Source organism: Psychrobacter immobilis (genome assembly GCF_904846235.1).
Lineage (GTDB): Bacteria > Pseudomonadota > Gammaproteobacteria > Pseudomonadales > Moraxellaceae > Psychrobacter > Psychrobacter immobilis_C.
This window is the reverse complement of sequence record NZ_CAJGZN010000004.1, coordinates 111,640-132,259: the sequence shown is the minus strand read 5'-3', so window position 1 is coordinate 132,259 and position 20,620 is coordinate 111,640. Positions and strand designations below refer to the sequence as shown.

The following is a 20,620-nucleotide window of genomic DNA, read 5'->3' as shown; positions in this document are numbered from 1 at the left end:
ATTATTGCTGTGCTACTCCTCTATTTTATACACAATTTTGTCACTATTCTAGATGCTCATTTTGATTGGATAGGGAAAGAAGTCGCTAGACATAAGCGTAGGCTTGCAAAGAAGTTTTGTAACAATAACATTGCTGAGCCGATAAATAGGTTTTACTTCTTATCAAGTCGCCCTTTATAATGAGGCTGAACGTCATTAATGGCTATGTATTGCATAGGTCTATTGATAGCAATCATTTTAATAATTCTAATAGTTAGGCCAACAGCGCCTCAAATGGTATTGGTCTGACAGAATATCAATTAAGGATAATATAATATGGCAGTTTTTTTGACAGATGAATGGTTTGAGCAAGTAGAAAAAATGGGCAACGAAGCAGGTGAGTTAAATTTACCGCCAGTACTTGCCAATATGGTCGTCAACCTAAAAGTGGCTGAAGCTGATAAAACTATCGAAGCCAATTTTGCAAATGGTTTGCTGCATCGCGGCTTAAACGATAATGCAACAACGACACTGCTACTAGATCGCGATATTCTACAGTCTATCATCACTGATTTTGATACCAATCAAATCATGGGTGCGTTTATGAGTGGCAAAATCCGTGTCGAAGGTGATATGTCTCAGTTGATGGCAGTACAGACTGCACGTCCAAGCGCAGAGCAAAAAGAGCTATACACTCGCATCAAATCAATGACGACGATGGCTTAATTGTATATTGATACGAATCTTACGTTACGTTTTTGCGTTGTAAGTCAGTAAGACATAAAAAAGCCCCTAATTCACATTAGGGGCTTTTTCGTTGGGTAATTACATAAGTAATAGCATAAAAAGCTGTAAAAAGTCTTTCAAACAGGTTAGCTAGCTTTTGATTGCTGCGTCGCATTTGATTGGTTTTCTTTGTATATCGCTGCTTGTAGCCATACGTTTGCTTGGACGTAGTCATGTACTTTGATGCTATTAGTCTCAGCAGTGTTGAGCGCACCAATACGCACTACAAAAGGATCTGCATCCTGCTCACGTAGCGTCACCACATCAAACAATATGATAGATTTACCATTGAAGACGGTTTCTTGCTTGCCAAGTACTTGACCCTGACACCAAGCTTCGTCTTCTTGTCCTAGCGTATCACCGAACAAGTAAGCGCACATATGACCCAAGTTAATCTCGACGGGTGCCATTTGTTCTTTGGTTTCAGGCTTCCATTCACTGATTTGCTCTTGTAGGTCATCAGGGATTTTTCCGTCATTTGCTGCCACGATATCGTTAAAGGCACGATGATAACGGATAGACTCTTGATCTTCGACCATGATGACTTCGTTTTGCTCGCTTAGCTTAATTTCGTGCGCCCAAGCACTAAAGTTCACATAGTAAGAGGTGTCGCGTTGATAAAGATGACGGTTGGTCGTATAGAGTTGATCAAATGCATAAATAATGCTGCCATCAGCAGTACGTAAGCGCAACACTGCATCGTGCGAGTTGTCATTGGCGATGACACGCTCAATTTTACAGTTCAATCCATAAGGACTATCGACACAAGGATAAGCATTGATAAAGCATTCTGGCTTACCATCCTTCATCGCGAGCACTTGATTAATATGGCATGGCTGATCTTCTGATAGAAGCAGGCAGCTGTCTTTTGCACTAACGTTGTTGTTCAGGCCTTTAGGCATAGCAGCGACTTCGATCATTTTTTGTAGCCATTCAGGCACATCATGACTCATATCATCGGTCAGAATACGCCAGTGATCGGCGTGACCTGCAGACTGCTCATCGGTCAACGTGATCTTGGTAGGAGATTGAATGTTTTTGTATTGATAATTTATGGTCATGAAAATACTCAAAATTAAGTCAGCGTGAGGTTTGTATCTAATACTGTGTTTGCTTGTGTACCATCGAACATTTTAAATGATTGGTTTATGATGGTCAGCGATATTATCAGTAAATAGCGAGTAAACCTCAATGAGGGGTTAATGACAATTGTCTTTAGCATATAATATATAGGTATTGGTACAGCTAATAGCAAGCCCCCTATAAAAAATAATAACAAAACCCAGTTTTTTGGTAAAAAATACTCTCAGTTGTTGCTAATGACTGGCACATATCAGCTAGTTTGTGTCAAACTAGCTCCCTTTTGACAGCTGTTATTGGCTCGTCTGACACCCTGTTTTTGTGTTTGATTTATATGTGAGTAGTAGCAACTGTATGATGCATTTACTACTGCTCGTTATGCAACCTATATAAAGTCGCACGTAGATAAGATAAAGAGTTTGAATATGTTTCGTCCTTTAGCGTTATTTATCGGCTTACGATATACCCGAGCAGAACGTAGTAATGGCTTTATCTCCTTTATATCACTCATCTCGATGATTGGTCTGACGCTTGGGGTTGCCGTATTGATTACGGTGCTATCAGTGATGAACGGCTTTGACCGTGAACTGAAAACCCGCATTTTGGGAATGGTACCGCAGGCTACTGTGGTCTCATCAGAAATTATTGGCGACTGGGAACAGCTCGCTGATCAGATTAAAGAAGACCCAGAAGTGGCAGCTGTGGCACCATTCATTCAACTGCAAGGGATGCTGACATCAAATGGTCAGGTCGCAGGTATCATGGTGACAGGTGTCGAGCCTGAATACGAAAAAAACGTCTCTATCATCAATGAGCATATGATTGAAGGTAGTATTGACACCCTGAAAAGTGGCGATTTCAGTATCGTGTTGGGCGAGGAGATGGTGCAGTCTTTGGGTCTGCAAATAGGGGATAAAGTGACGCTGGTATTGCCAGAAGCGTCACCATCACCAGCAGGTGTGATACCGCGATTTAAGCGGTTTACTCTGACAGGCATCTTTACGATCAGCCCAGAAGTAGATAGTCTCATGGCGTTTATCCCGATGGGAGATGCGGCAAAGTTACTGCGTCTGCCAGAAGGCGCGCAGGGCGTACGCATGAAGCTTAACGATATCTTTACTGCGCCTATAGCTGCGGAAAAAGCGGCTGCGATAGCACCTGAAAAGCTGTATCCAAATGACTGGACACAGACGCATGGCAATCTGTTTGGAGCAATTCAAATGGAAAAAGCCATGGTCGGCCTATTGCTATTTTTGATTATCTTAGTTGCTGCTTTTAACATTGTCTCAAGTCTGGTCATGCTAGTGACCGATAAAAAAGCAGATATCGCAATCTTAAAAACCTTTGGTGCGTCTCCTCGCTTGATTACGCAAGTCTTTATGGTACAAGGTGTGGTCATCGGGGTGATCGGTACTATCGCTGGTACGATACTGGGTGTGATATTTGCGCTTACGGTCAGCGATATTTTAGGCTTTATTAACCAAGCCTTTGGTCTGAACCTGTTTGATGCGTATTTTGTCAATTACTTGCCATCGCAGTTGCGTTTGTTAGATGTGGTATTAATCACAGGTGCATCGTTTGTACTGAGCTTTTTGGCTACGATTTATCCAGCGCGCCGAGCGGCTAAGATTCAGCCTGCTCAAACGCTACGCTATGAGTAATCGCAAACGCCTAAACATCGAAATAAATACCGAAATAAATAAAATAAAGGAAGCGCTATGTCTGCCATTTTAGAGGCGACCAATATCAATAAGATATATGATGAAGGCGCGGTCAGTACACAAGTATTGACTGGTCTTGATCTGACTGTTCATGCGGGTGAGCGCATCGCTATCGTTGGAACCAGTGGTTCAGGTAAAAGTACGTTGCTACATTTGCTTGGCGGTCTAGATACGCCAACCAGTGGTGAGGTTTGGTTGCATGGTCAGTTATTAAATAGCATGAATGAAACTGAGCGCGGTGCAATGCGTAACAAGCATTTGGGCTTTATTTACCAGTTTCACCATCTGTTGGCAGAATTTACAGCAATCGAAAACGTAGCCATGCCGTTGCTCATGCGTCCAGAAGTATCAACGACTGATGCTCGTAAGCAGGCAGTTGAGATTCTAGAAAATGTCGGTCTTGAGCATCGTCTGATGCATAGACCAGGTGAACTATCAGGTGGCGAGCGTCAACGTGTAGCGATTGCACGCGCGCTAGTGACCAAGCCATCGCTTATTTTGGCGGACGAGCCAACAGGTAACTTGGACTATGATAATGCGCAGAGCGTTTTTGGTCTGTTGTCAGAGCTACAAAGCACCATGCAAACGGCGCTACTTATGGTGACGCATGATCGCAATTTAGCGGCGCTTGCTGACCGTCAGTTGTTGCTACGCAATGGGCATTGGGAACAGTATTAATAGTTTTGTGTATTAGGTCGAAAAACTGACTGAAACGCATCTATTGGCGTTTGTTATGGATTTGATGGATGTCATATTAAAGAGTTATTGTTGTATTATTAAAAAAATATATCATAGAAACTAGCGATTAAGCGGTTGTGAGCCAGCCGCCTTATCTATTTTATAAGGATGCGTAAAATGCGTGAAGATGATAATCCAATTGCGGCTTTTGGCAGTGCAGAAGAAGGTGATGAGCCGTTAAAGCCTTACATCGATCCAACTTTGTTTGAAACGCTCGATAGACAGGCGCAAACCGAGCTACTGACTCCTGTGTTTGATGCCATCACTTTGGCTGGGGTTGATTATGACCTAAAAGTCCAAGACAGCGCGACAGGTAAGCGTTATACGCTTTGCAAAAATGATGAAGTCATTGAGATCGTACCGATGGATAGCAATTTCACTGACAAAGTTTTGAATGCTATAGAGAACAGTAAAGAAGAATAAGCTTTTCTAGCTTAGTTTAGCTAGGGCGTAAGCGTTATAGCCAGATAACAAAGATAAATTGCCTTATAACTTGTCAGATTCGTCAGAAGGTTTTTGCTGACGTTTCTGCCAGCTCGCTACGGTCTTATAACGCCAAATGGCCTTAAATGCCAAACCGCAAATAAGACTGGTGACTACGGCCAAAATCGTTAATCCGATACAAAATGCAGCAAGTGATACTGTACCGCGATAAGTAATGAACGGATTGGCACCATTTGATAATGCCCATAAGCTAAAATCAGCAATCATTCTACCGATGAATCGCAAGCTAATCACAGGTGCATCAATGATTTTTGCGCCGATATAGTATCCAGCATAAAAGATGGGCAAGCTAGTGACTGGGTTGGTAATCCATGTCAAACCAAGCGCCATAGGGACATTGGCACGAAAAATAAGCGAGCCAATAAGTGCCAGTAACATCTGTCCTGGCAGCGGAAAAAATGCACTTAGTACACCGATATAGACGGCCTTATTTAGGCTGTGTCGATTGAAATGCCATAACCTTGGATCAGCCAAGTGCGGTGCAAACAGCTTTAAAGTGCGACTTTCTAAGATTTTCTCTGGTGTAGGAAGTAGGTCTTTTAGACGTTTTTGGGGCACAGGATCGCCTTTAATCATTAACTACAGTCTACTCAATGGTATTGAGAAGCTGGTATAAAGTAATATATGGTGAGTAGGATAAAGGTTAGAACACACAGAATGGTGGTGTCAGATAGTTACCACCTAATACGTTGCCTCAGTATAGGGTAATATAAATATAAATGCTATTGCATCGCGTGTCATTTGCTATAGTAAGTAACCATATTTGGCCGAATAATATTTAAGTCATCAAGCAAGGAGTGCTGGTGTACTGGTTGATTGGTAGCCTAATAATTATAGTTATGATGGGCGTATTGGCAGTCGCAGATAATGTGATAATGCCAACTGACTTATCCTTGCTAGATATGATTGATCCATCCAATCTGTCGTTGGCGCTGATTGTATTTGCTACGTTTCTGTTGGCTTCTGCTCAACTCAACATACCCTCGATAGACAGCCACAGCGCTGATAACAGTACATCTAACAACACATCTCGCCATACTAAACTTCCTTTCCGAATTATTAGATACTTAGTCTTAGCTTTGTTAGCGACTGCGTTAGTGATAGGTAGCGCACTGCAAGCTTTGGTTACTCATCAACAAGCAGAAACCACTGAAATAACTGCACCGATACGAGTACAAGCACTCGTGCGTATCGAAGGGTTGAGCGACAGTGTTTATGATGCCACTACAGACAGCGGTTATCGCCAAGCAGCGGTGATAACGAACATCGCTCCATTGACCGTTGAGCTGACGCCCCAAGAGTTAGCAACTAAAACATCCGACTACTTAGATGCAAATAAAAATAGCCTAAGCACCAATTACGATGTTAATCCCAATGAAGTTAATATCAGAGTCAGCGAACACCGAATCTTACTTAACGCCTATCCAAGAAAGTCTGCGAATAAGAGCCAGTTTGCAGCCTTAAACGATTTGCAGCCCGGTGATGAGATATTCATGAGCCTAGCACTGGCGCCGTTAGCTACTTCTGAGCAAGCAGTCAATAACCCTACTGGCTTTGACAGTTATCGCTGGTTACGAGGTCGGCATATTGATGGCGTTGCAAATATTTTGGCCGTTAGCCCTACATTGGTAAATAGTAGCGAAATTAGCAATGAAATCAGCGATAAAAAATATTCGAAGCAGTCGCTAGACTCTGATTCATATCTTCAGCGCTTTCGTACTCGTATCGATCAGGGGCGTTGGCGATTACGACAGCATTTCTATCAAGACTGGTCAGCACAAACGACAGCAGAGCAACAAGCAAAAGCCGTGACATTAAGTCTGCTCACGGGTGATCGTAGCTTGATTAATCGTGATACTAAGGACTTATATCAACTGGCAGGTATCTCACATCTGCTCGCTATTTCAGGCACGCACGTACTGTTTTTAGCTATTGTATTGGCAGGCATAGTTGTACTGCTGTTTGATCGTAATTATTCAGCGATTTATCGTCGTATTCCGCGTTGGCAAGTGCGCTGGTGGGTAATGATTGGTGCCGCTTTTATTTATGCGCTATTTACTGGTTTTGACGTGCCTGCTGCTCGTACGGCTTGGATGTTATTAGCGATTGGATTCGTCAGATTGATATTGCTTCCTATCAGTACGATGCGCGTGCTATTGGCATTGGCTATATTGATGGCTTGGCGTGACCCTTACGTATTATGGCAGGCGGGGTATTGGCTGTCTTTTATCGCAGTGGCGTTATTACTCAAGTATGACGATAAGTCGTATCAGCATCAGACTACTGCTGTAACGAATTTATACGATGATAAGCCGCGTACTTATATCAATAGCGCGCTATCTAACCGTGTTTGGCAAACGATCAAGCGTGTATTTAAACTACAGTTTTGGCTGTTTCTTACTTTATTACCCGTTACGTTGCTTTTATTTGGTAAGGCGTCGTTATGGGGACTTTTTATCAATTTATTTGCTATCGGGCTATTTGGTTGGGTGATTGTACCGCTCAATCTATTAGCAGGACTATGTTACCTTCTGGTGCCGAGTATTGCTGATATTCTTTGGGTAATTATTAGTACGATAGTTGGTCATCTACACGATTTGATGAGTTGGCTCACGTCATTGCCAGCGCTATCGGATGCGTGGCTCTATACACCAGTTAATATCGCGATACTATCGATGGCTTTGCTAAGTGCATTGCCTTGGCTGCTGCCACGAGGTTTACTCAGTCGTTGGTTGATGTTACCACCATTAACGTTGCTGATGATGACGGTGTATGCCAATCAGCAGTCATTTGTCACGATGCCGACCCTATATATTCTACCAACAGGTGATTCGTATATAACGGTGGCATTGCTGCAATATCCTACCGTCAATGAAAACAGTACCAATTGGTTGTTCTTAGCTGATCATAGACCAGCATCTACACGAACGATGCCAAGCAGCCTAACAGCAGACAAATTATCTGAAACTTTAAAGCAGCAATTGGGTAGTTTATCTGTCGATAAGTTAGAGAGTATTGTCGTACAAAGCAGTAGTATTGGCCTGACTGATACGTTAATTCCTGACGATAAGAATATTGCTAATACCAAAAATCCTGAATTACTACCGACGACCGTTGCTCAATTAAATGACCGCTTAACCATTAGCCAATATTGGCAAGCAGGGCGTTCTGATCGTTGGTCTACATTTCAGCAAGCCTATAAAACAGTTAGGCAATCTGAAGATACGCCTATTATTAGTGCTCAACGTTGTGAGCAAGGCAAAATATGGCAATCGACTAACGATGAGTTGTCAGTACAGGCCATCACTGGTTGGAATGAAATAGGTGATACCAGCGTTTGGGATTGTACGATTGCTCTTGATACTAATTTGCCTATACGAGTTCTGAGATACAATGCGGCAGATCCACTCAATTCGTTACCTGTCAATTCACCTGTTAGCCCTCAAGTACAAGTAGCATCTAACCAGTTAACTGGCAAACAGTCAGAGTCTTTCCAGTCACGTCTGATTTTAAATGCTGATACTCATCAACGCGTTTGGCAACTGTGGTCATTACTATGTTCAGTTGAATCGAATAATGATGACATGCTATTCAAAAATACACGTTGGCTTGGTCATAGTACCTCGCAAATTACAGCTGATGCCATAAGTCGTCAAAGAGTCGATGAAGTTATAACCTATGATAATAAACCCTTAGACGCGGCATTATTGCTAAACAACTAAATCGCTAAATAACATTGATAGCACTCCCAATGCCGAAACTACTAACCCTCAAAAATAAGGCTTATATTATCAGTGTTACAATATAGTGATATTTCACAGTTATACTATTGAACCATTATCGAAATACCACCATACTTAGCAGCCTATTAATACAGGTCACAGATACTGTGAGACAGTATCAGTCAGGTATACACCACTGTTCTAGCTGTATTTCTCGACAACCTCATTTCATTGTTTTAGATTGTTTCTAACTTAGGAAGTTATATGCCCAACTGGCCACCAGACCCTAACAAACGTCCTGATAACTCGGCAAATCAGTCAACGCAACTGCAGCAACCAAGCCCGCCAAGTGGACAAGAATGGAGGGTGCTGGAAAACACGTTATTAGCGAGTGTGGTTGAGCAGCGCCGCGCTCGTCGTTGGAGTATCTTTTTTAAACTACTGACTTTTGGTTATATCTTATTGATATTTTTGACTCTTGGTCGTGGTTGCAGCAGTACGCCCACAGGTATGGACGCAGTCGATACTAGCGATCCACATTTGGCAGTGGTTGAGCTGCAAGGTGTCATCAGTAATGACGATGTGGCTAATGCGTATGATGTCAATGAAGCATTGAGAGACGCTTTTTCAAACAGTAACTCAAAAGCAGTAGCATTGGACATTAACTCACCTGGCGGTTCACCGGTACAGTCTGATGAGATTTGGCAGACCATGATGGACTTACGCCAAGAGTACCCAGACAAAAAGCTTTATGCGGTGATTGGTGATATCGGTGCGTCAGGTGCTTATTATATTGCGTCTGCTGCAGATGAGATTTATGTTAATCCATCAAGTCTGGTCGGATCTATTGGGGTCATTATGCCAAGCTATAATGTTAAAGGCTTAATGGACAAGGTTGGCGTAGAAGATCGTACGATTACGGCTGGTGAGTATAAAGATATCTTAAGCTTATCTCGTCCGTTGACTGACTATGAAGAAAATCATGTCGAAAAAGTACTAGCAAACACGCACAAGCATTTCATCAATGCTGTCAAAGAAGGTCGCGGTGACCGTCTGAAGAATCCTGAGCAAAACAAACTATTCTCGGGGTTATTCTGGACAGGTGAACAGTCTATTGAGCTAGGCTTAGCAGACAAAACAGGTAGTATCACAAGTCTAAGTAAGCAACTAGATCTAGATACGATCATTAGCTATAGCCCAACCGATCCGTTCCAAATGTTTATGGATCGTTTTGCAGTAAAGTTAGGTGCAGGTATTGGCTCTAGCGTTAGTCTCGACGTATTGCCACAAGAAAGCAACACTGGGCAGATGCGTTAAGCGTTTTATGTTCTAGATATAATGTGTATGATTGTTAAGGCTGAGCATATAATTGTGCTTAGCCTTAATTGTATGCACTACCAAATAAAAACCTTGGTCTGAGTGATAGCCTGATTAAATTAGCTATACAACTGTAACCATCAAACACAGTCGTCAAACTTGTCATATAAACATGGTTGGTTTTGAAGGGATTAGTTTTGATGCTGTTGGTTTTGACAATAGTACAAGGTTCAATCATTAAAAATAATATATAACATAAACGTTCCCACGAGAGTCTGTCATGAGTGATGAAATAAATTTGCAGTCCTTTGCTAAACTGCCTGTCTCTAAAATAACCAATAAACCTGTGCTGCATTTTGCTCATGCTAATGGAATGCCAAGCGCTGTATATGAGCCATTTTTTGAAGGTTTATCAGAGTTTTTTACGATTGAATATATTGCGATGTTGGGCGATACGCCTGATTATCCAGTGGATGATCATTGGCGTAGTCTGACGCAGCAAATCATTGATAGCGTAAACAGTGCTTGCGAAAAGCATGGCGTTGCACAGGTAGTAGGAGTAGGGCATTCGCTTGGGGCTATGTGTACGTTGCAGGCCACGTATCGTCAGCCTGATTTGTTTGCACAAGCGGTGCTTATGGACCCGCCTTGGATTTATGGCAAAGTCAGCTTGTTGTGGCATTTGGCAAAGACAGCAGACAGATTACCGCTTATGAATAATCGTCTGATGGACAAACTATCACCAGCTGGTGTGTCCAAACATCGCCGTGATGTGTGGGATAGCCGAGATGAAGCATATGAGAAAATGCGACATAAAGGGTTTTTTAAAAATTTTGATGAGCGTAGCTTTCAAGGATATATCGATCACGGCTTACATGAGCGCGCGGATGGCAAAGTGACATTGGCTATCCCTAAAGCCAGCGAAGTTGCTGTGTTCCGTACCAATCCCTCTTGGTATTGGCTTGCACCAAACCGTGGCCCCAAAGTGCCTGTAACTTTAATCATTGGTCAAGACAGCATCTTTTTGAAGCGTCGCTTTCCGCAGCAGATAAAATCGCGCTTGGGTATTCCTTATGAGACTCACGAAGGAGGGCATATGTTCCCACTTGAGCATCCAGAGTCTGTCTCAAAGCTAGTGTTAGGATTGATCAAGCAGCAACTGTCAAAATAAATGCAACATACCGTCAGTCATGCTTGTAATTGATATGAGCTGCCAGAGTATTTTTAAGTGATACCTTTATGCCAAAAAACCTAACTGCTTCATCTAGTACGACTGTCTCACTTAAGTCTCTGCCGCTATTTTCGCGCGTGGGTACATTCGTGCTAACAGTAGGAATGGTGCTTGCGTTTTTTATCAGTCAGTTGGTAGGTGTTTATGTCGCTGGCAAGATGGTATTACCTGCCGATGAAAGGACATCGATAGGGCGGATATTCTATTTTGGTAGTAATGATGGAACAGTTGTGAGCCTGTCTATACTCATCGGCTGTGTATTGCTAGTGGCAATTAGCATGCTTATCATTCGTTTAAAAGGTGGCAGTCTGTGTCAATATTTAGCACTAAAACCGTTCTCACTGTCGGTGGGTATAGGCATGCTTGGGTTGCTACTGATATTTATGATTGCCAGTCAGGCGCTGACGTATGTACTCGATATGACGCCGTTGGTGTTTGTTGATCCACTCTATCAGTCTGTCATTTCGGTTTGGCTGTTGGTGTTTGCCATGGTGGTCGTCGCGCCAATTTATGAAGAAGTTATCTTTCGCGGTATATTGTGGTCAGCCATCGCAGAACAGTTCACAGCATCATCATATTCAGCGAATCATGGGGCGATTGTCGCCAGCATTGTGACAAGTTTGATATTCGCTGTGATCCATGTGCAGTATGGCATCTATGAGATTAGTACCATCGTAGTGTTGGCATTGATATTTTGCTACGCACGGATTAAGTCGGGCTCGCTATTACTGCCAATCGTACTACACATTGTCAATAATGGTGCAGCGATGTGGCAGTATATTGTGCAAGCGGCGTAGATAAAATGCTGACCACAACGATGGCTGGCATGTAAATTCTATCGAGCCAGTTAGATATCAAAATTTGGCTACGTGTTAGAATTATGCATCAGGATTTAACGATAGCACTTCATCGGCCGCTCGCTTAATATCATCAATCGTAAGCTGAGGTTTGCCGCTCAATGCTTGACGCCACTTACGCGCGCCCATCAGACCTTGGAAAAGTCCCAAATAATGTCTTGTCATCGTTGGCAGCGCTTCGCCTTTTGCGAGTTGTTCTTCGAGATAGGGATAAAGCTGCGCTAAAATCTCCGAGCGCTTAGGTATTGTCTCAGGAGTTGCCTCATTCCATAAGCTATTGGCCTCTGCTAATAGATACGGATTGTGATAAAACGCCCGACCAATCATCACGCCATCGATATGCTGTAGATGCATTTTTATATCTTCAATTGTATCGATACCGCCATTGATTTCAATATCCAGCTCAGGGAAGTCCTGCTTTAGACGGTACACATCATCGTAACGCAGCGGTGGTATTTCGCGGTTTTGCTTAGGGCTGAGCCCCTGCAACCATGCCGTACGCGCATGTACGATAAAGCGGGTACAACCTGCCGCTGCGACTGTCTGCACAAAGTCCACCATAAACTCATAACTATCAAAGTCATCGATGCCAATACGATGCTTGACCGTCACTGGAATATCGACTGCAGCTTGCATATGCTTGACCAAGTCAGCGACGGTCTGAGGTTCTGCCATCAGACAGGCACCTATCTTATTGTGCTGTACGCGATCTGAGGGGCAGCCAACATTGATATTGACCTCGTCATAGCCATATTGCTGAGCAAACTCTGCGCATTGTGTCATTTCACCGATGTCTGCACCGCCGAGCTGCAATACAAGAGGATGCTCAAGCGTATCAAAGCGCAAATGCCGTGCTCGATTGCCATGTATCAATGCGCCAGTACTGATCATCTCGGTATATAGATAGGTATGTGGATTAAATAGTCGTGCAAAATAACGATAATCTGTCGTAGTCCAGTCGATCATTGGCGCAACTGAGAGGCGTTTGTTGGTCATATCAACCATGGTGATTAAGCCTTAATATTTGTGTCTTAAATAAATGGAGAAGGTGCAATGGATGAGACAACCCATTGCACCTTATTTTCAAGATTTTCTAGAGCTTCAAGCGTTATGCGAAGCGGCGATTGACTATCTTACTTATACAATAACGTGGTCAATCTTTTTTAACTCGGGCAAATTATAGAAATAAAGCCCCATAATAATACCGATAGAGCCCACAAAGGCAATATATAGCGCTGGCGAGAAACTGATGAGTGTCGTGGCGTAACCAAGACCAAAGGGTATCAGCACACCCACGATACCGTAGGTAATATTATAACAAAAAGAAATGCCGGTGAGACGTACATTGGTCGGAAATAGCTGCACTAAAATGGCAGGGATCATGCCCACGATACCGGCACAGAACCCTAGCAATGCATACATGATTAAGATATAGTCGCCACCCGCCTGCAGATGATAAAAGAACGCCAGTGTTTGAGCGATAAGTAAAACAGAACCAATGACCAAAATTTTACCAAAGTTCTCATGGGTCGAGATCATGCCATAAAAGACACAGCCAAGAACCATAAATACGATGCCCAAGCTATGAGAAAAGCTAAACAAATCACTGTCTAAAGTAAAGTTGATTTCTATTAGTTCTGGCAGTAGTAGGACAATGACAGAGGTGATACTAGATATCACTATAGTCAGTACCATACTGACAAAGATAGAGTGTTTGCAGCGCTTGAATAATACCGTAAATGGTCTACCTAGATTCTTACCAGTTTTTGGCTTATCTAACGCCAAGAAAAACGGAGTTTCTTTAACCAATCGCCATACCAACAATGGCAGACAGGTTAGTAAGGCGCCAACAAAAAACGGCAAACGCCAGCCATAATCAGTCAGCTGTACGGTGGTCATAAAGTCAGTCAGCCACAGAAAAAACGCATTAGAGAACAGTACACCTACCAAAAAGCTAGCCGTAACGTAGCTACAAGCCACTGACAAATACTGCCGAGGGACATGCTCCGCCACAAATACCCAAGATAGCGGTGCGTAAAGACCAAATGCCATACCTTGTATGATTCTCAGCAATATGAATAACGCAGGTGCAAGCGCACCCCACTGCGCATAAGTAGGCAGACACGCCATTGCGAGCAAGCTACCTGCCGTAACGATTATGCTCAGAAAAAAGGTCGGCTTTCGACCTTTGAGATCACCATAACGCCCGAACAGAATACCACCAAATGGCCGAGCCAAGTAACCAATGACAAACAGCCCCATTCCTTGCAGCTTAGCAACCGTAGGATCGTTATTAGCGGGGAAAATAGCAGCTGAGACAATGTCTGCAATGTACAAATAAATCAAGAAATCAAAAAAGATTACAGCGCTGATAAAGCTTACGAATATGACTGTATTTTTGTCTTTTTTAGACATCAGGGCGTATTGAGAACGAGTCGGCATAATAGATCACGCATCCACGGAGTAAAGTGGTCATTAAGACGATCATCGTTTAGATAATCGGCCATGATAAAAACCGGCAAATCAAAGTATATAAACAATGATTCGCCGGAACAGTAATTTTGTGTATTGTAATAAGAACTTTGATTACAGGATTTGGCTTTTAACAAAAGCAAAACTGCACATCCTGCAATTTTAGGGACTATTTAGAAAAGAGTTTACATATTACAGTAGCCAGTCAATGGGTAACCAAGACATAATAGTAAGCCAGATATGATCACTCATATCGACCCGTGGCTCTGACTCGTAAACGACTTCTTTGCCATCTTCCATGGTGTGCCACTCCAAGCTACCGTTGTCTAGCAGCTTAACTTCATAAGCTTGGTTTAGTAAATCATCACTCAGCGCCCCGTGCAGCTGTCTTGCCAACTCATCATCATTGATGATTACACCCATTTCAGTATTGATATTGGCAGAGCGAGGGTCAACGTTGTAGGAACCGATAAACACTTGATAGTCGTCTACCGCAAACGTTTTTGCATGTAGGCTGGTTGATGACTGACTGCGTGCACGCCAGAGTTTATTGTCACGTTTTTCTTCAGCTGCCGTTGATTTTAGCTCGTATATTTTTACGCCTGACCGCAGCAGGCTAGGGCGCCATTGACTATAACCAGAATGCACGGCAGTCACATCGGTCGCATCAAATGAGTTGGTTAGTATCTTAATATCGACACCAGCTTCAGCCAGTTTAACCAACGTATCGACGCCATCTTTGGTCGGTACAAAATAAGAAGAAATAATCGTCAATTTCTTGGTTGGGCTACCAAGCAAGTTACGCAACTGATGAACCAGGTTGGTATCGGCAGGAACTGTTTTACTTAGTTTGCCAACATCATCACTCAAGAACTGCATGTCGGTCCAACGGAAAGGCACACGCTTATTAATCAAGTCACTATCAATCGTAGAGTCTTTGATCGCAGCTTTATAAACCGTCAAGCTGCTGCCTTCGTTGTTCTCTTCATCCAGACCTAGCTTGTCTAATGCCTTCAAAAAATCAGGTGTAACGTCATCATCAAATTTCGCTAAAGTTTCGATGTCAAACGACAGCGGCGATGACCAGTAACTGGCAAAGCTATTATCAATGTCTGCGACGACTTTACCAATCAGTAAAACATCCAAATCCGCAAACTGGCTGCTTTGATCGTTACTCAGGTACTCATTACCGATATTACGTCCGCCGATAATGGTAATCTGTTTATCAAACGTCATGCTTTTATTGTGCATACGGCGATTGATACGCGGCAAACCTGTGACGTAGTTCAATGTTGAAAACTTACGGTGCATTAATGGGTTGATGATACGCACCGCAATGTTAGGATGACTGGCAAAGCGTAATAAATGCTGGTCGAACTTGGCACTATTATTAAAATCATCTAACAACAATCGCACGATTACGCCGCGCTCAGCCGCGTCCCATAAGTCTTTTAGTAGAAGCTGGCCAGCCTGATCGTTATGCCAAATATAGTACTGTGCATCAATATTGCGCGTGGCCATATCTGTCAAGATGCTACGTGCCGCAAAAGCATTCGCTCCGGTCACGATTGGGTAATAACCAGACAAATCAGGATGGATGTCGTTCTGCGCACTAATAGCAGAGACCAAGTCAGTGCTGCTGGTCTTAATCGTCTCACCTTGCGTCGTTTGCTCGTCTGAATATAGCGCCTCTACGCGTGCTGATAGTGCTTGGCTTTCCGGTAAATGTGGCTGCTTGGGCAAACTCTGGCAAGCGCTAAGACCTAAAGTCAGTCCTAGTGTTAGACTCAACGATAAGCTGCTTGGTTCTATACTGAACATCGACATAACGAATTTACCTTAATGAGCCTAAATGTACTGATAAATAATGATTCTGAGTGTTTAAAATACTCTTTTTAGATGTATTACCAGACTGTTGTTGTATTACGCGTGGCAAAATCTAAATCGTCGCTAAGCTTAGCAGCTGTTATGATATCTGCCTATTATAAATACGTTATTTTTGTTAGATTTAGCGCACGAAATCATTGTTTTTTAAGTAGTGTTTAATTATATATGTGGCAGATTTTAAGCAGTAGAATTGATGCATCTTTGGTATTCGAAAATAATATTTAGTGGCCATTTGAAACCAGCTGTGCGGAATAAGTCGACATGATATGATAACGCTGATAAATTCGGTCGATAATCAGAAGAATAAGCAGTCATTTTATTTCAATTAAAACACCAACCAAAGTAACGGAAAGTTTATGAGTCAGTCGCAAAACCATGATGAGAGCAGTTTGAACAAGTTAGATCCAAACTGGCGCAACGATGCCTTAGATTTAGGGCTTGATTATGGCATGCAGACCATCGCAGTGCGGGCAGGTCAACATCGTACAGACGAAGGCGAGCATTCAGAGCCTATTTTTACCACCAGCTCTTACGTTTATCGTTCAGCCGCTGATGCCGCTGCTCATTTTGACGGTACAAAAACAGGCAATGTTTACTCTCGCCATACTAATCCAAGTGTACGTACTTTTGAGCGTCGCTTGGCTGCATTAGAAAACGGTGAACGCGCGGTTGCGACGGCCTCTGGTATGGGTGCAATCCTAACCATGTGCTTGGCATACCTAAAAGCGGGCGACCATCTGCTCGCTGCCAATCAGTTATTTGGCTCGTCTATCGGTCTGTTTAACAACTATATGGCCAAGTTTGGTGTTGAAGTTAGCTATGTTGATTGCTTTGACAATGAGGCATGGGCTAATGCGGTTCAACCAAATACCAAGGTGATCTATTGCGAAAGCCCAAGTAATCCATTGGCGCAGATTTGTGATATCGGTTATTTGAGCGAGCTGTGCAAAGCCAATGACATATTACTCGTCGTTGACAACTGCTTTGCAACGCCAGCATTGCAGCGCCCGCTAGACTTGGGTGCGGATGTGGTCATTCACTCTGCAACTAAATATTTAGATGGACAGGGTCGAGTGCTGGGCGGAGCGTTGGTTGGTAGTGACAAATTGATGCAAGAAGCGTTCACGGTGGTACGCTCAGGCGGTATCAGCATGAGTCCGTTTAATGCTTGGGTATTTACCAAGGGGCTTGAGACACTTAAATTACGTATGCAAGCACACTGCCAAAATGCCAATCAAGTGGCAGAATTCTTGGTCAATCATCCTAATGTGAGCACGGTACATTTCTCAGGCTTGAGTGATCACCCCGCGCATGAGCTTGCCACACGTCAGCATCATATGAAAGATGGCTATGGTGCTATCATGGGTTTTGAAGTCAAGGCATCTGATAGCCGCGATACAAAAGAAGCGGCGTGGCATGTGATTGATTCAACACAAATGGTCTCTATCACCAATAACTTGGGCGATGCCAAAACCACGATTACTCATCCTGCAACCACCACGCATTTCCGTCTAACTGCTGAGGCTCGTGCCGAAGCTGGTGTCAAAGATGGTCTGATTCGTCTATCGGTAGGTCTAGAAGATGTGGAAGATATTATCAAAGACTTGGCACGTGGTTTAGACAGTTTGTAAAGATAACGGTATAATCTGCATTAACGCATTGCATTAACTTTACGTTATTAATTATTCATTACTATACGCACTAGCATAAAATACAAACCATAAATAACAAAAGAGGCAACTATGAACATTCAAGCATTGATGCAACAAGCACAAACGATGCAAAAGAAAGTAGAAGCGAACGTTGAAAACGCTAAGAAAGAACTTGCTAACAAAGAAGTGCAAGCAGAAGCGGGCAGTGGACTAGTTAAAGTAACGATGACTGGTCGTCATGTGGTTAAGCGTTTGACTATTGATCCAAGTCTGTTAGAAGATGAGCCAGATATGATCGAAGATCTTATCGCTGCTGCTATCAATGATGCGGTTCGTCAAGCAGATGCACTATATGAAGAAACGATGGCTGGCGCGACCTCGGGCATGGGTCTGCCACCAGGTATGCAAGGCATGTTTTAAGCATTAAATACTTCATACTGAAGACAAAAATGGGGTTGTTATCGATACGATACGACCCCATTTTTATAGCTACGATTTATAAATTCAGTTAGATAAAGTCAACTAAAGGAAGCTACTTTGCTTACAGCCAAATTTGATCAGCTGGTCAAACAGCTGCGTATATTGCCAGGCGTCGGTCAAAAAAGTGCCCAACGAATGGCGTTACATCTGCTCAGTAAAAAACGCCCACAAGGCATGGCACTCGCTCAAGCGCTTGATGATGCCATGCGTGATATTGTTGAATGTCAGCGTTGCCATAGCTTTAGCGACGATGCGGTTTGTCCACTATGCCAAGACCCTAGGCGTGATGACAGTTTACTCTGTGTGGTTGAGACCGCAGCAGATGTGATGGCGATTGAGCAAACCGCTGGCTATCGCGGTCGCTATTTTGTGCTTGGTGGACATTTATCCCCGATTGATGGAATCAGTGCGGATGACTTAAATATTGATCAGCTGGTATGGCGAGTCAAACAAGAGCCTGTTGAAGAGATTATACTGGCGACAGGTACGACGGTTGAAGGCCAGACCACCGCACATTTTATTAGCGAGGCCGTGAGTCGTCATGTCAATAAAGTCACACGTTTGGCACAAGGGGTGCCGATGGGCGGCGAGCTTGAGTATCTAGATAGTATGACGCTGGGTCAAGCCATGCAAAACCGCTCTTTTTTGTAAGGTTTTGATTGCATCAAAGTCTTGCCCCTTTCATTCTATGAAATTGTTATAATTGCTTTATTATTGTTCTCTTTTCTAATTTTATTAAGACGCAGTATCGCGTTTTATTTTCTCCTATTTATGCAGGTATCTGCCCGTGTCCAACAACGTTTCGAACGCTTCGGTCAAATCAAATACTTCCGAGATTACTGACAACTCATCACAAAAAGCAGCTAATACTGAGATGACATCAGTGGCGACACCTTCGGAATCAAATGACGTTGCACTGGATGTTGATGCAATTGATATCGATGCACTGTTGGATATCGCTGATGCTGTCGATGTCACTTGGGTGCGTGAGCAGCACCAATTGGCTGAGGTCATCAATGCCTTGGCAACTTGTGGCCGCGTCGCACTGGATACTGAGTTTATCAAGCGCGACACCTACTATCCCCGTCTGGCACTTGTACAGTTAAATACGGGTGATCACGTATATTTACTGGATGCGCCAGAATTGCAACTGTCTGAGCTGTGGGAAGCGCTACGCAAAGTCGATGTGGCTATCTGGCATGCTTGCGGTGAAGATTTAGGCATTTTTTATCTGCTATCTGGTTGTCCGCCATTGACCAATATTTTTGATACGCAAATTGCGTTGTCTTATTTAACCGGTCAATTGCAAATGGGCTATCAGCAGGCATTAGCGGATCAGCTAGATATGCATATCGATAAAGAGCACAGTCAGTCTGATTGGCTCCAGCGCCCGTTGACAGACGAACAAGAGCAGTATGCCATCGATGATGTGCGTTATTTGCCAGCGCTATATCTCAGTATCGAACATGCGCTTAAGGCACAAGGGTTGTATGATTATGTCTGGGCTGACTGCCAGCTCTATGCCAGTGATTTGTATGACTTGCAGCACGTTAAAGATGAAGCGATGTATCTGACAATGGCTGATTATCGCTATAACTCACAGCAAATGGCGATACTCAAAGGAGTGGCTACATGGCGAGAAGAGCTGGCACGTGCGACCAATCAACCGCGTACCTTTGTGATAAAAAAACAAGCAGTACGAGAGATTGTCACTGAAAAGCCAAACAGCATGCGAGAGCTGGCACACAAAACAACCATGCACCGTAGTATGCTGCGACTATATGGTGAAGAGCTGCTGAAAGTAATCAGAGATGCCAAGAGTCTACCCCCTACAGAGCATCCAGACTGTCTAGTGCCACCATATCGCTCAAAAAATAAAGTATTATCGAAAGCAGTGCAGCAAGCGATTGATGAGCATGCGCGTGAGATTGGTATACCTGCTAGCGTATTGATGCGCAAAAAATGGCTAGGGCAATTATATGAAGTGGTTGCTCTTGATAAAGACGTGAGCGAACTGCCGCAAGGGCTAAAAGGTTGGCGTAACGATTGGGTTGTTAAAATCTTAATTCCAGTCATCAAAAAGCATAAAACCGAACTGCAGCAGGGCATGGGTATTCGTGTTCAATAAGGAATCGTTCGATAATACGGTGTTTAATAAGGCACCGTTTAACAAGAAATCGTTCGACAAAAATGA

General features: G+C 43.3%; 17 protein-coding genes. 12 read left to right on the top strand and 5 right to left on the bottom strand.

The window, feature by feature from the left end:
* The first annotated feature begins 315 nt into the window (after window positions 1–315).
* Window positions 316–705, top strand: coding sequence for an SCP2 sterol-binding domain-containing protein (locus tag JMX07_RS04025; protein WP_057760797.1), 390 nt, complete (start codon window positions 316–318; stop codon window positions 703–705).
* Between the two features lie 146 nt (window positions 706–851).
* Here JMX07_RS04025 and JMX07_RS04020 read toward each other — a convergent pair whose 3' ends face one another.
* The gene (locus JMX07_RS04020; protein WP_165596796.1) at window positions 852–1,826 is read right to left on the bottom strand and encodes a hypothetical protein; all 975 of its coding nucleotides are present in this window, start codon (window positions 1,824–1,826) and stop codon (window positions 852–854) included.
* 444 nt (window positions 1,827–2,270) lie between these two features.
* Between JMX07_RS04020 and JMX07_RS04015 the strand changes: the two genes are divergently transcribed.
* From JMX07_RS04015 to JMX07_RS04005, 3 genes are all read left to right on the top strand, one after another.
* Window positions 2,271–3,506, top strand: coding sequence for a lipoprotein-releasing ABC transporter permease subunit (locus tag JMX07_RS04015; RefSeq protein ID WP_102092330.1), 1,236 nt, complete (start codon window positions 2,271–2,273; stop codon window positions 3,504–3,506).
* Window positions 3,507–3,563: 57 nt separating this feature from the next.
* The gene (gene lolD, locus JMX07_RS04010) at window positions 3,564–4,244 is read left to right on the top strand and encodes a lipoprotein-releasing ABC transporter ATP-binding protein LolD (protein ID WP_057760792.1); all 681 of its coding nucleotides are present in this window, start codon (window positions 3,564–3,566) and stop codon (window positions 4,242–4,244) included.
* Window positions 4,245–4,421: 177 nt separating this feature from the next.
* The gene (locus tag JMX07_RS04005) at window positions 4,422–4,727 is read left to right on the top strand and encodes a hypothetical protein (protein ID WP_057760791.1); all 306 of its coding nucleotides are present in this window, start codon (window positions 4,422–4,424) and stop codon (window positions 4,725–4,727) included.
* Between the two features lie 63 nt (window positions 4,728–4,790).
* Here the strand turns inward: JMX07_RS04005 and JMX07_RS04000 are convergent, their stop codons facing one another.
* The gene (locus JMX07_RS04000; RefSeq protein WP_227522947.1) at window positions 4,791–5,366 is read right to left on the bottom strand and encodes a DUF2062 domain-containing protein; all 576 of its coding nucleotides are present in this window, start codon (window positions 5,364–5,366) and stop codon (window positions 4,791–4,793) included.
* A 245-nt stretch (window positions 5,367–5,611) separates the two neighbouring features.
* On the opposite strand from JMX07_RS04000, the gene JMX07_RS03995 reads away from it, so the two are divergent.
* From JMX07_RS03995 to JMX07_RS03980, 4 genes are all read left to right on the top strand, one after another.
* Window positions 5,612–8,530 (top strand): ComEC/Rec2 family competence protein, encoded by a 2,919-nt coding sequence (locus JMX07_RS03995; protein WP_227684612.1) that lies wholly within the window; start codon window positions 5,612–5,614, stop codon window positions 8,528–8,530.
* 264 nt (window positions 8,531–8,794) lie between these two features.
* Window positions 8,795–9,847: a signal peptide peptidase SppA gene (gene sppA, locus JMX07_RS03990; RefSeq protein WP_227684611.1), complete on the top strand. Its 1,053-nt coding sequence runs from the start codon at window positions 8,795–8,797 to the stop codon at window positions 9,845–9,847.
* Window positions 9,848–10,127: 280 nt separating this feature from the next.
* On the top strand, window positions 10,128–11,018 hold the full coding sequence (locus JMX07_RS03985) for an alpha/beta fold hydrolase (RefSeq protein ID WP_201606423.1): 891 nt from the start codon (window positions 10,128–10,130) through the stop codon (window positions 11,016–11,018).
* 68 nt (window positions 11,019–11,086) lie between these two features.
* Window positions 11,087–11,875, top strand: coding sequence for a CPBP family intramembrane glutamic endopeptidase (locus tag JMX07_RS03980; RefSeq protein ID WP_201606422.1), 789 nt, complete (start codon window positions 11,087–11,089; stop codon window positions 11,873–11,875).
* Between the two features lie 81 nt (window positions 11,876–11,956).
* On the opposite strand, the gene dusA is transcribed toward JMX07_RS03980, so the two are convergent.
* From dusA to JMX07_RS03965, 3 genes are all read right to left on the bottom strand, one after another.
* Window positions 11,957–12,940, bottom strand: coding sequence for a tRNA dihydrouridine(20/20a) synthase DusA (dusA, locus tag JMX07_RS03975; RefSeq protein WP_201606421.1), 984 nt, complete (start codon window positions 12,938–12,940; stop codon window positions 11,957–11,959).
* A gap of 132 nt (window positions 12,941–13,072) precedes the next feature.
* Window positions 13,073–14,377 (bottom strand): MFS transporter, encoded by a 1,305-nt coding sequence (locus JMX07_RS03970; RefSeq protein WP_179798252.1) that lies wholly within the window; start codon window positions 14,375–14,377, stop codon window positions 13,073–13,075.
* A gap of 222 nt (window positions 14,378–14,599) precedes the next feature.
* Window positions 14,600–16,234, bottom strand: coding sequence for a phospholipase D family protein (locus JMX07_RS03965; RefSeq protein WP_201606420.1), 1,635 nt, complete (start codon window positions 16,232–16,234; stop codon window positions 14,600–14,602).
* Window positions 16,235–16,650: 416 nt separating this feature from the next.
* On the opposite strand from JMX07_RS03965, the gene JMX07_RS03960 reads away from it, so the two are divergent.
* The 4 genes from JMX07_RS03960 to JMX07_RS03945 all read left to right on the top strand — a co-directional run bounded on the left by JMX07_RS03960 (window position 16,651) and on the right by JMX07_RS03945 (window position 20,554).
* Complete coding sequence (locus JMX07_RS03960; RefSeq protein WP_201606419.1) at window positions 16,651–17,925, top strand: O-succinylhomoserine sulfhydrylase; 1,275 nt, start codon at window positions 16,651–16,653, stop codon at window positions 17,923–17,925.
* Window positions 17,926–18,036: 111 nt separating this feature from the next.
* Complete coding sequence (locus tag JMX07_RS03955; RefSeq protein ID WP_045445429.1) at window positions 18,037–18,366, top strand: YbaB/EbfC family nucleoid-associated protein; 330 nt, start codon at window positions 18,037–18,039, stop codon at window positions 18,364–18,366.
* A gap of 117 nt (window positions 18,367–18,483) precedes the next feature.
* Window positions 18,484–19,077: a recombination mediator RecR gene (gene recR / locus JMX07_RS03950; RefSeq protein WP_201606417.1), complete on the top strand. Its 594-nt coding sequence runs from the start codon at window positions 18,484–18,486 to the stop codon at window positions 19,075–19,077.
* Window positions 19,078–19,213: 136 nt separating this feature from the next.
* On the top strand, window positions 19,214–20,554 hold the full coding sequence (locus JMX07_RS03945) for a ribonuclease D (protein ID WP_227684610.1): 1,341 nt from the start codon (window positions 19,214–19,216) through the stop codon (window positions 20,552–20,554).
* Window positions 20,555–20,620: the final 66 nt, after the last annotated feature.

Excerpts from the sequence above, each read along its gene's own strand:
- JMX07_RS04025 (WP_057760797.1), top strand. The coding sequence starts at position 316 with ATGGCAGTTTTTTTGACAGATGAATGGTTTGAGCAAGTAGAAAAAATG.
- JMX07_RS04020 (WP_165596796.1), bottom strand. The coding sequence starts at position 1,826 with ATGACCATAAATTATCAATACAAAAACATTCAATCTCCTACCAAGATC.
- JMX07_RS04015 (WP_102092330.1), top strand. The coding sequence starts at position 2,271 with ATGTTTCGTCCTTTAGCGTTATTTATCGGCTTACGATATACCCGAGCA.
- lolD (WP_057760792.1), top strand. The coding sequence starts at position 3,564 with ATGTCTGCCATTTTAGAGGCGACCAATATCAATAAGATATATGATGAA.
- JMX07_RS04005 (WP_057760791.1), top strand. The coding sequence starts at position 4,422 with ATGCGTGAAGATGATAATCCAATTGCGGCTTTTGGCAGTGCAGAAGAA.
- sppA (WP_227684611.1), top strand. The coding sequence starts at position 8,795 with ATGCCCAACTGGCCACCAGACCCTAACAAACGTCCTGATAACTCGGCA.
- JMX07_RS03985 (WP_201606423.1), top strand. The coding sequence starts at position 10,128 with ATGAGTGATGAAATAAATTTGCAGTCCTTTGCTAAACTGCCTGTCTCT.
- JMX07_RS03980 (WP_201606422.1), top strand. The coding sequence starts at position 11,087 with ATGCCAAAAAACCTAACTGCTTCATCTAGTACGACTGTCTCACTTAAG.
- dusA (WP_201606421.1), bottom strand. The coding sequence starts at position 12,940 with ATGGTTGATATGACCAACAAACGCCTCTCAGTTGCGCCAATGATCGAC.
- JMX07_RS03970 (WP_179798252.1), bottom strand. The coding sequence starts at position 14,377 with ATGCCGACTCGTTCTCAATACGCCCTGATGTCTAAAAAAGACAAAAAT.
- JMX07_RS03965 (WP_201606420.1), bottom strand. The coding sequence starts at position 16,234 with ATGTCGATGTTCAGTATAGAACCAAGCAGCTTATCGTTGAGTCTAACA.
- JMX07_RS03960 (WP_201606419.1), top strand. The coding sequence starts at position 16,651 with ATGAGTCAGTCGCAAAACCATGATGAGAGCAGTTTGAACAAGTTAGAT.
- JMX07_RS03955 (WP_045445429.1), top strand. The coding sequence starts at position 18,037 with ATGAACATTCAAGCATTGATGCAACAAGCACAAACGATGCAAAAGAAA.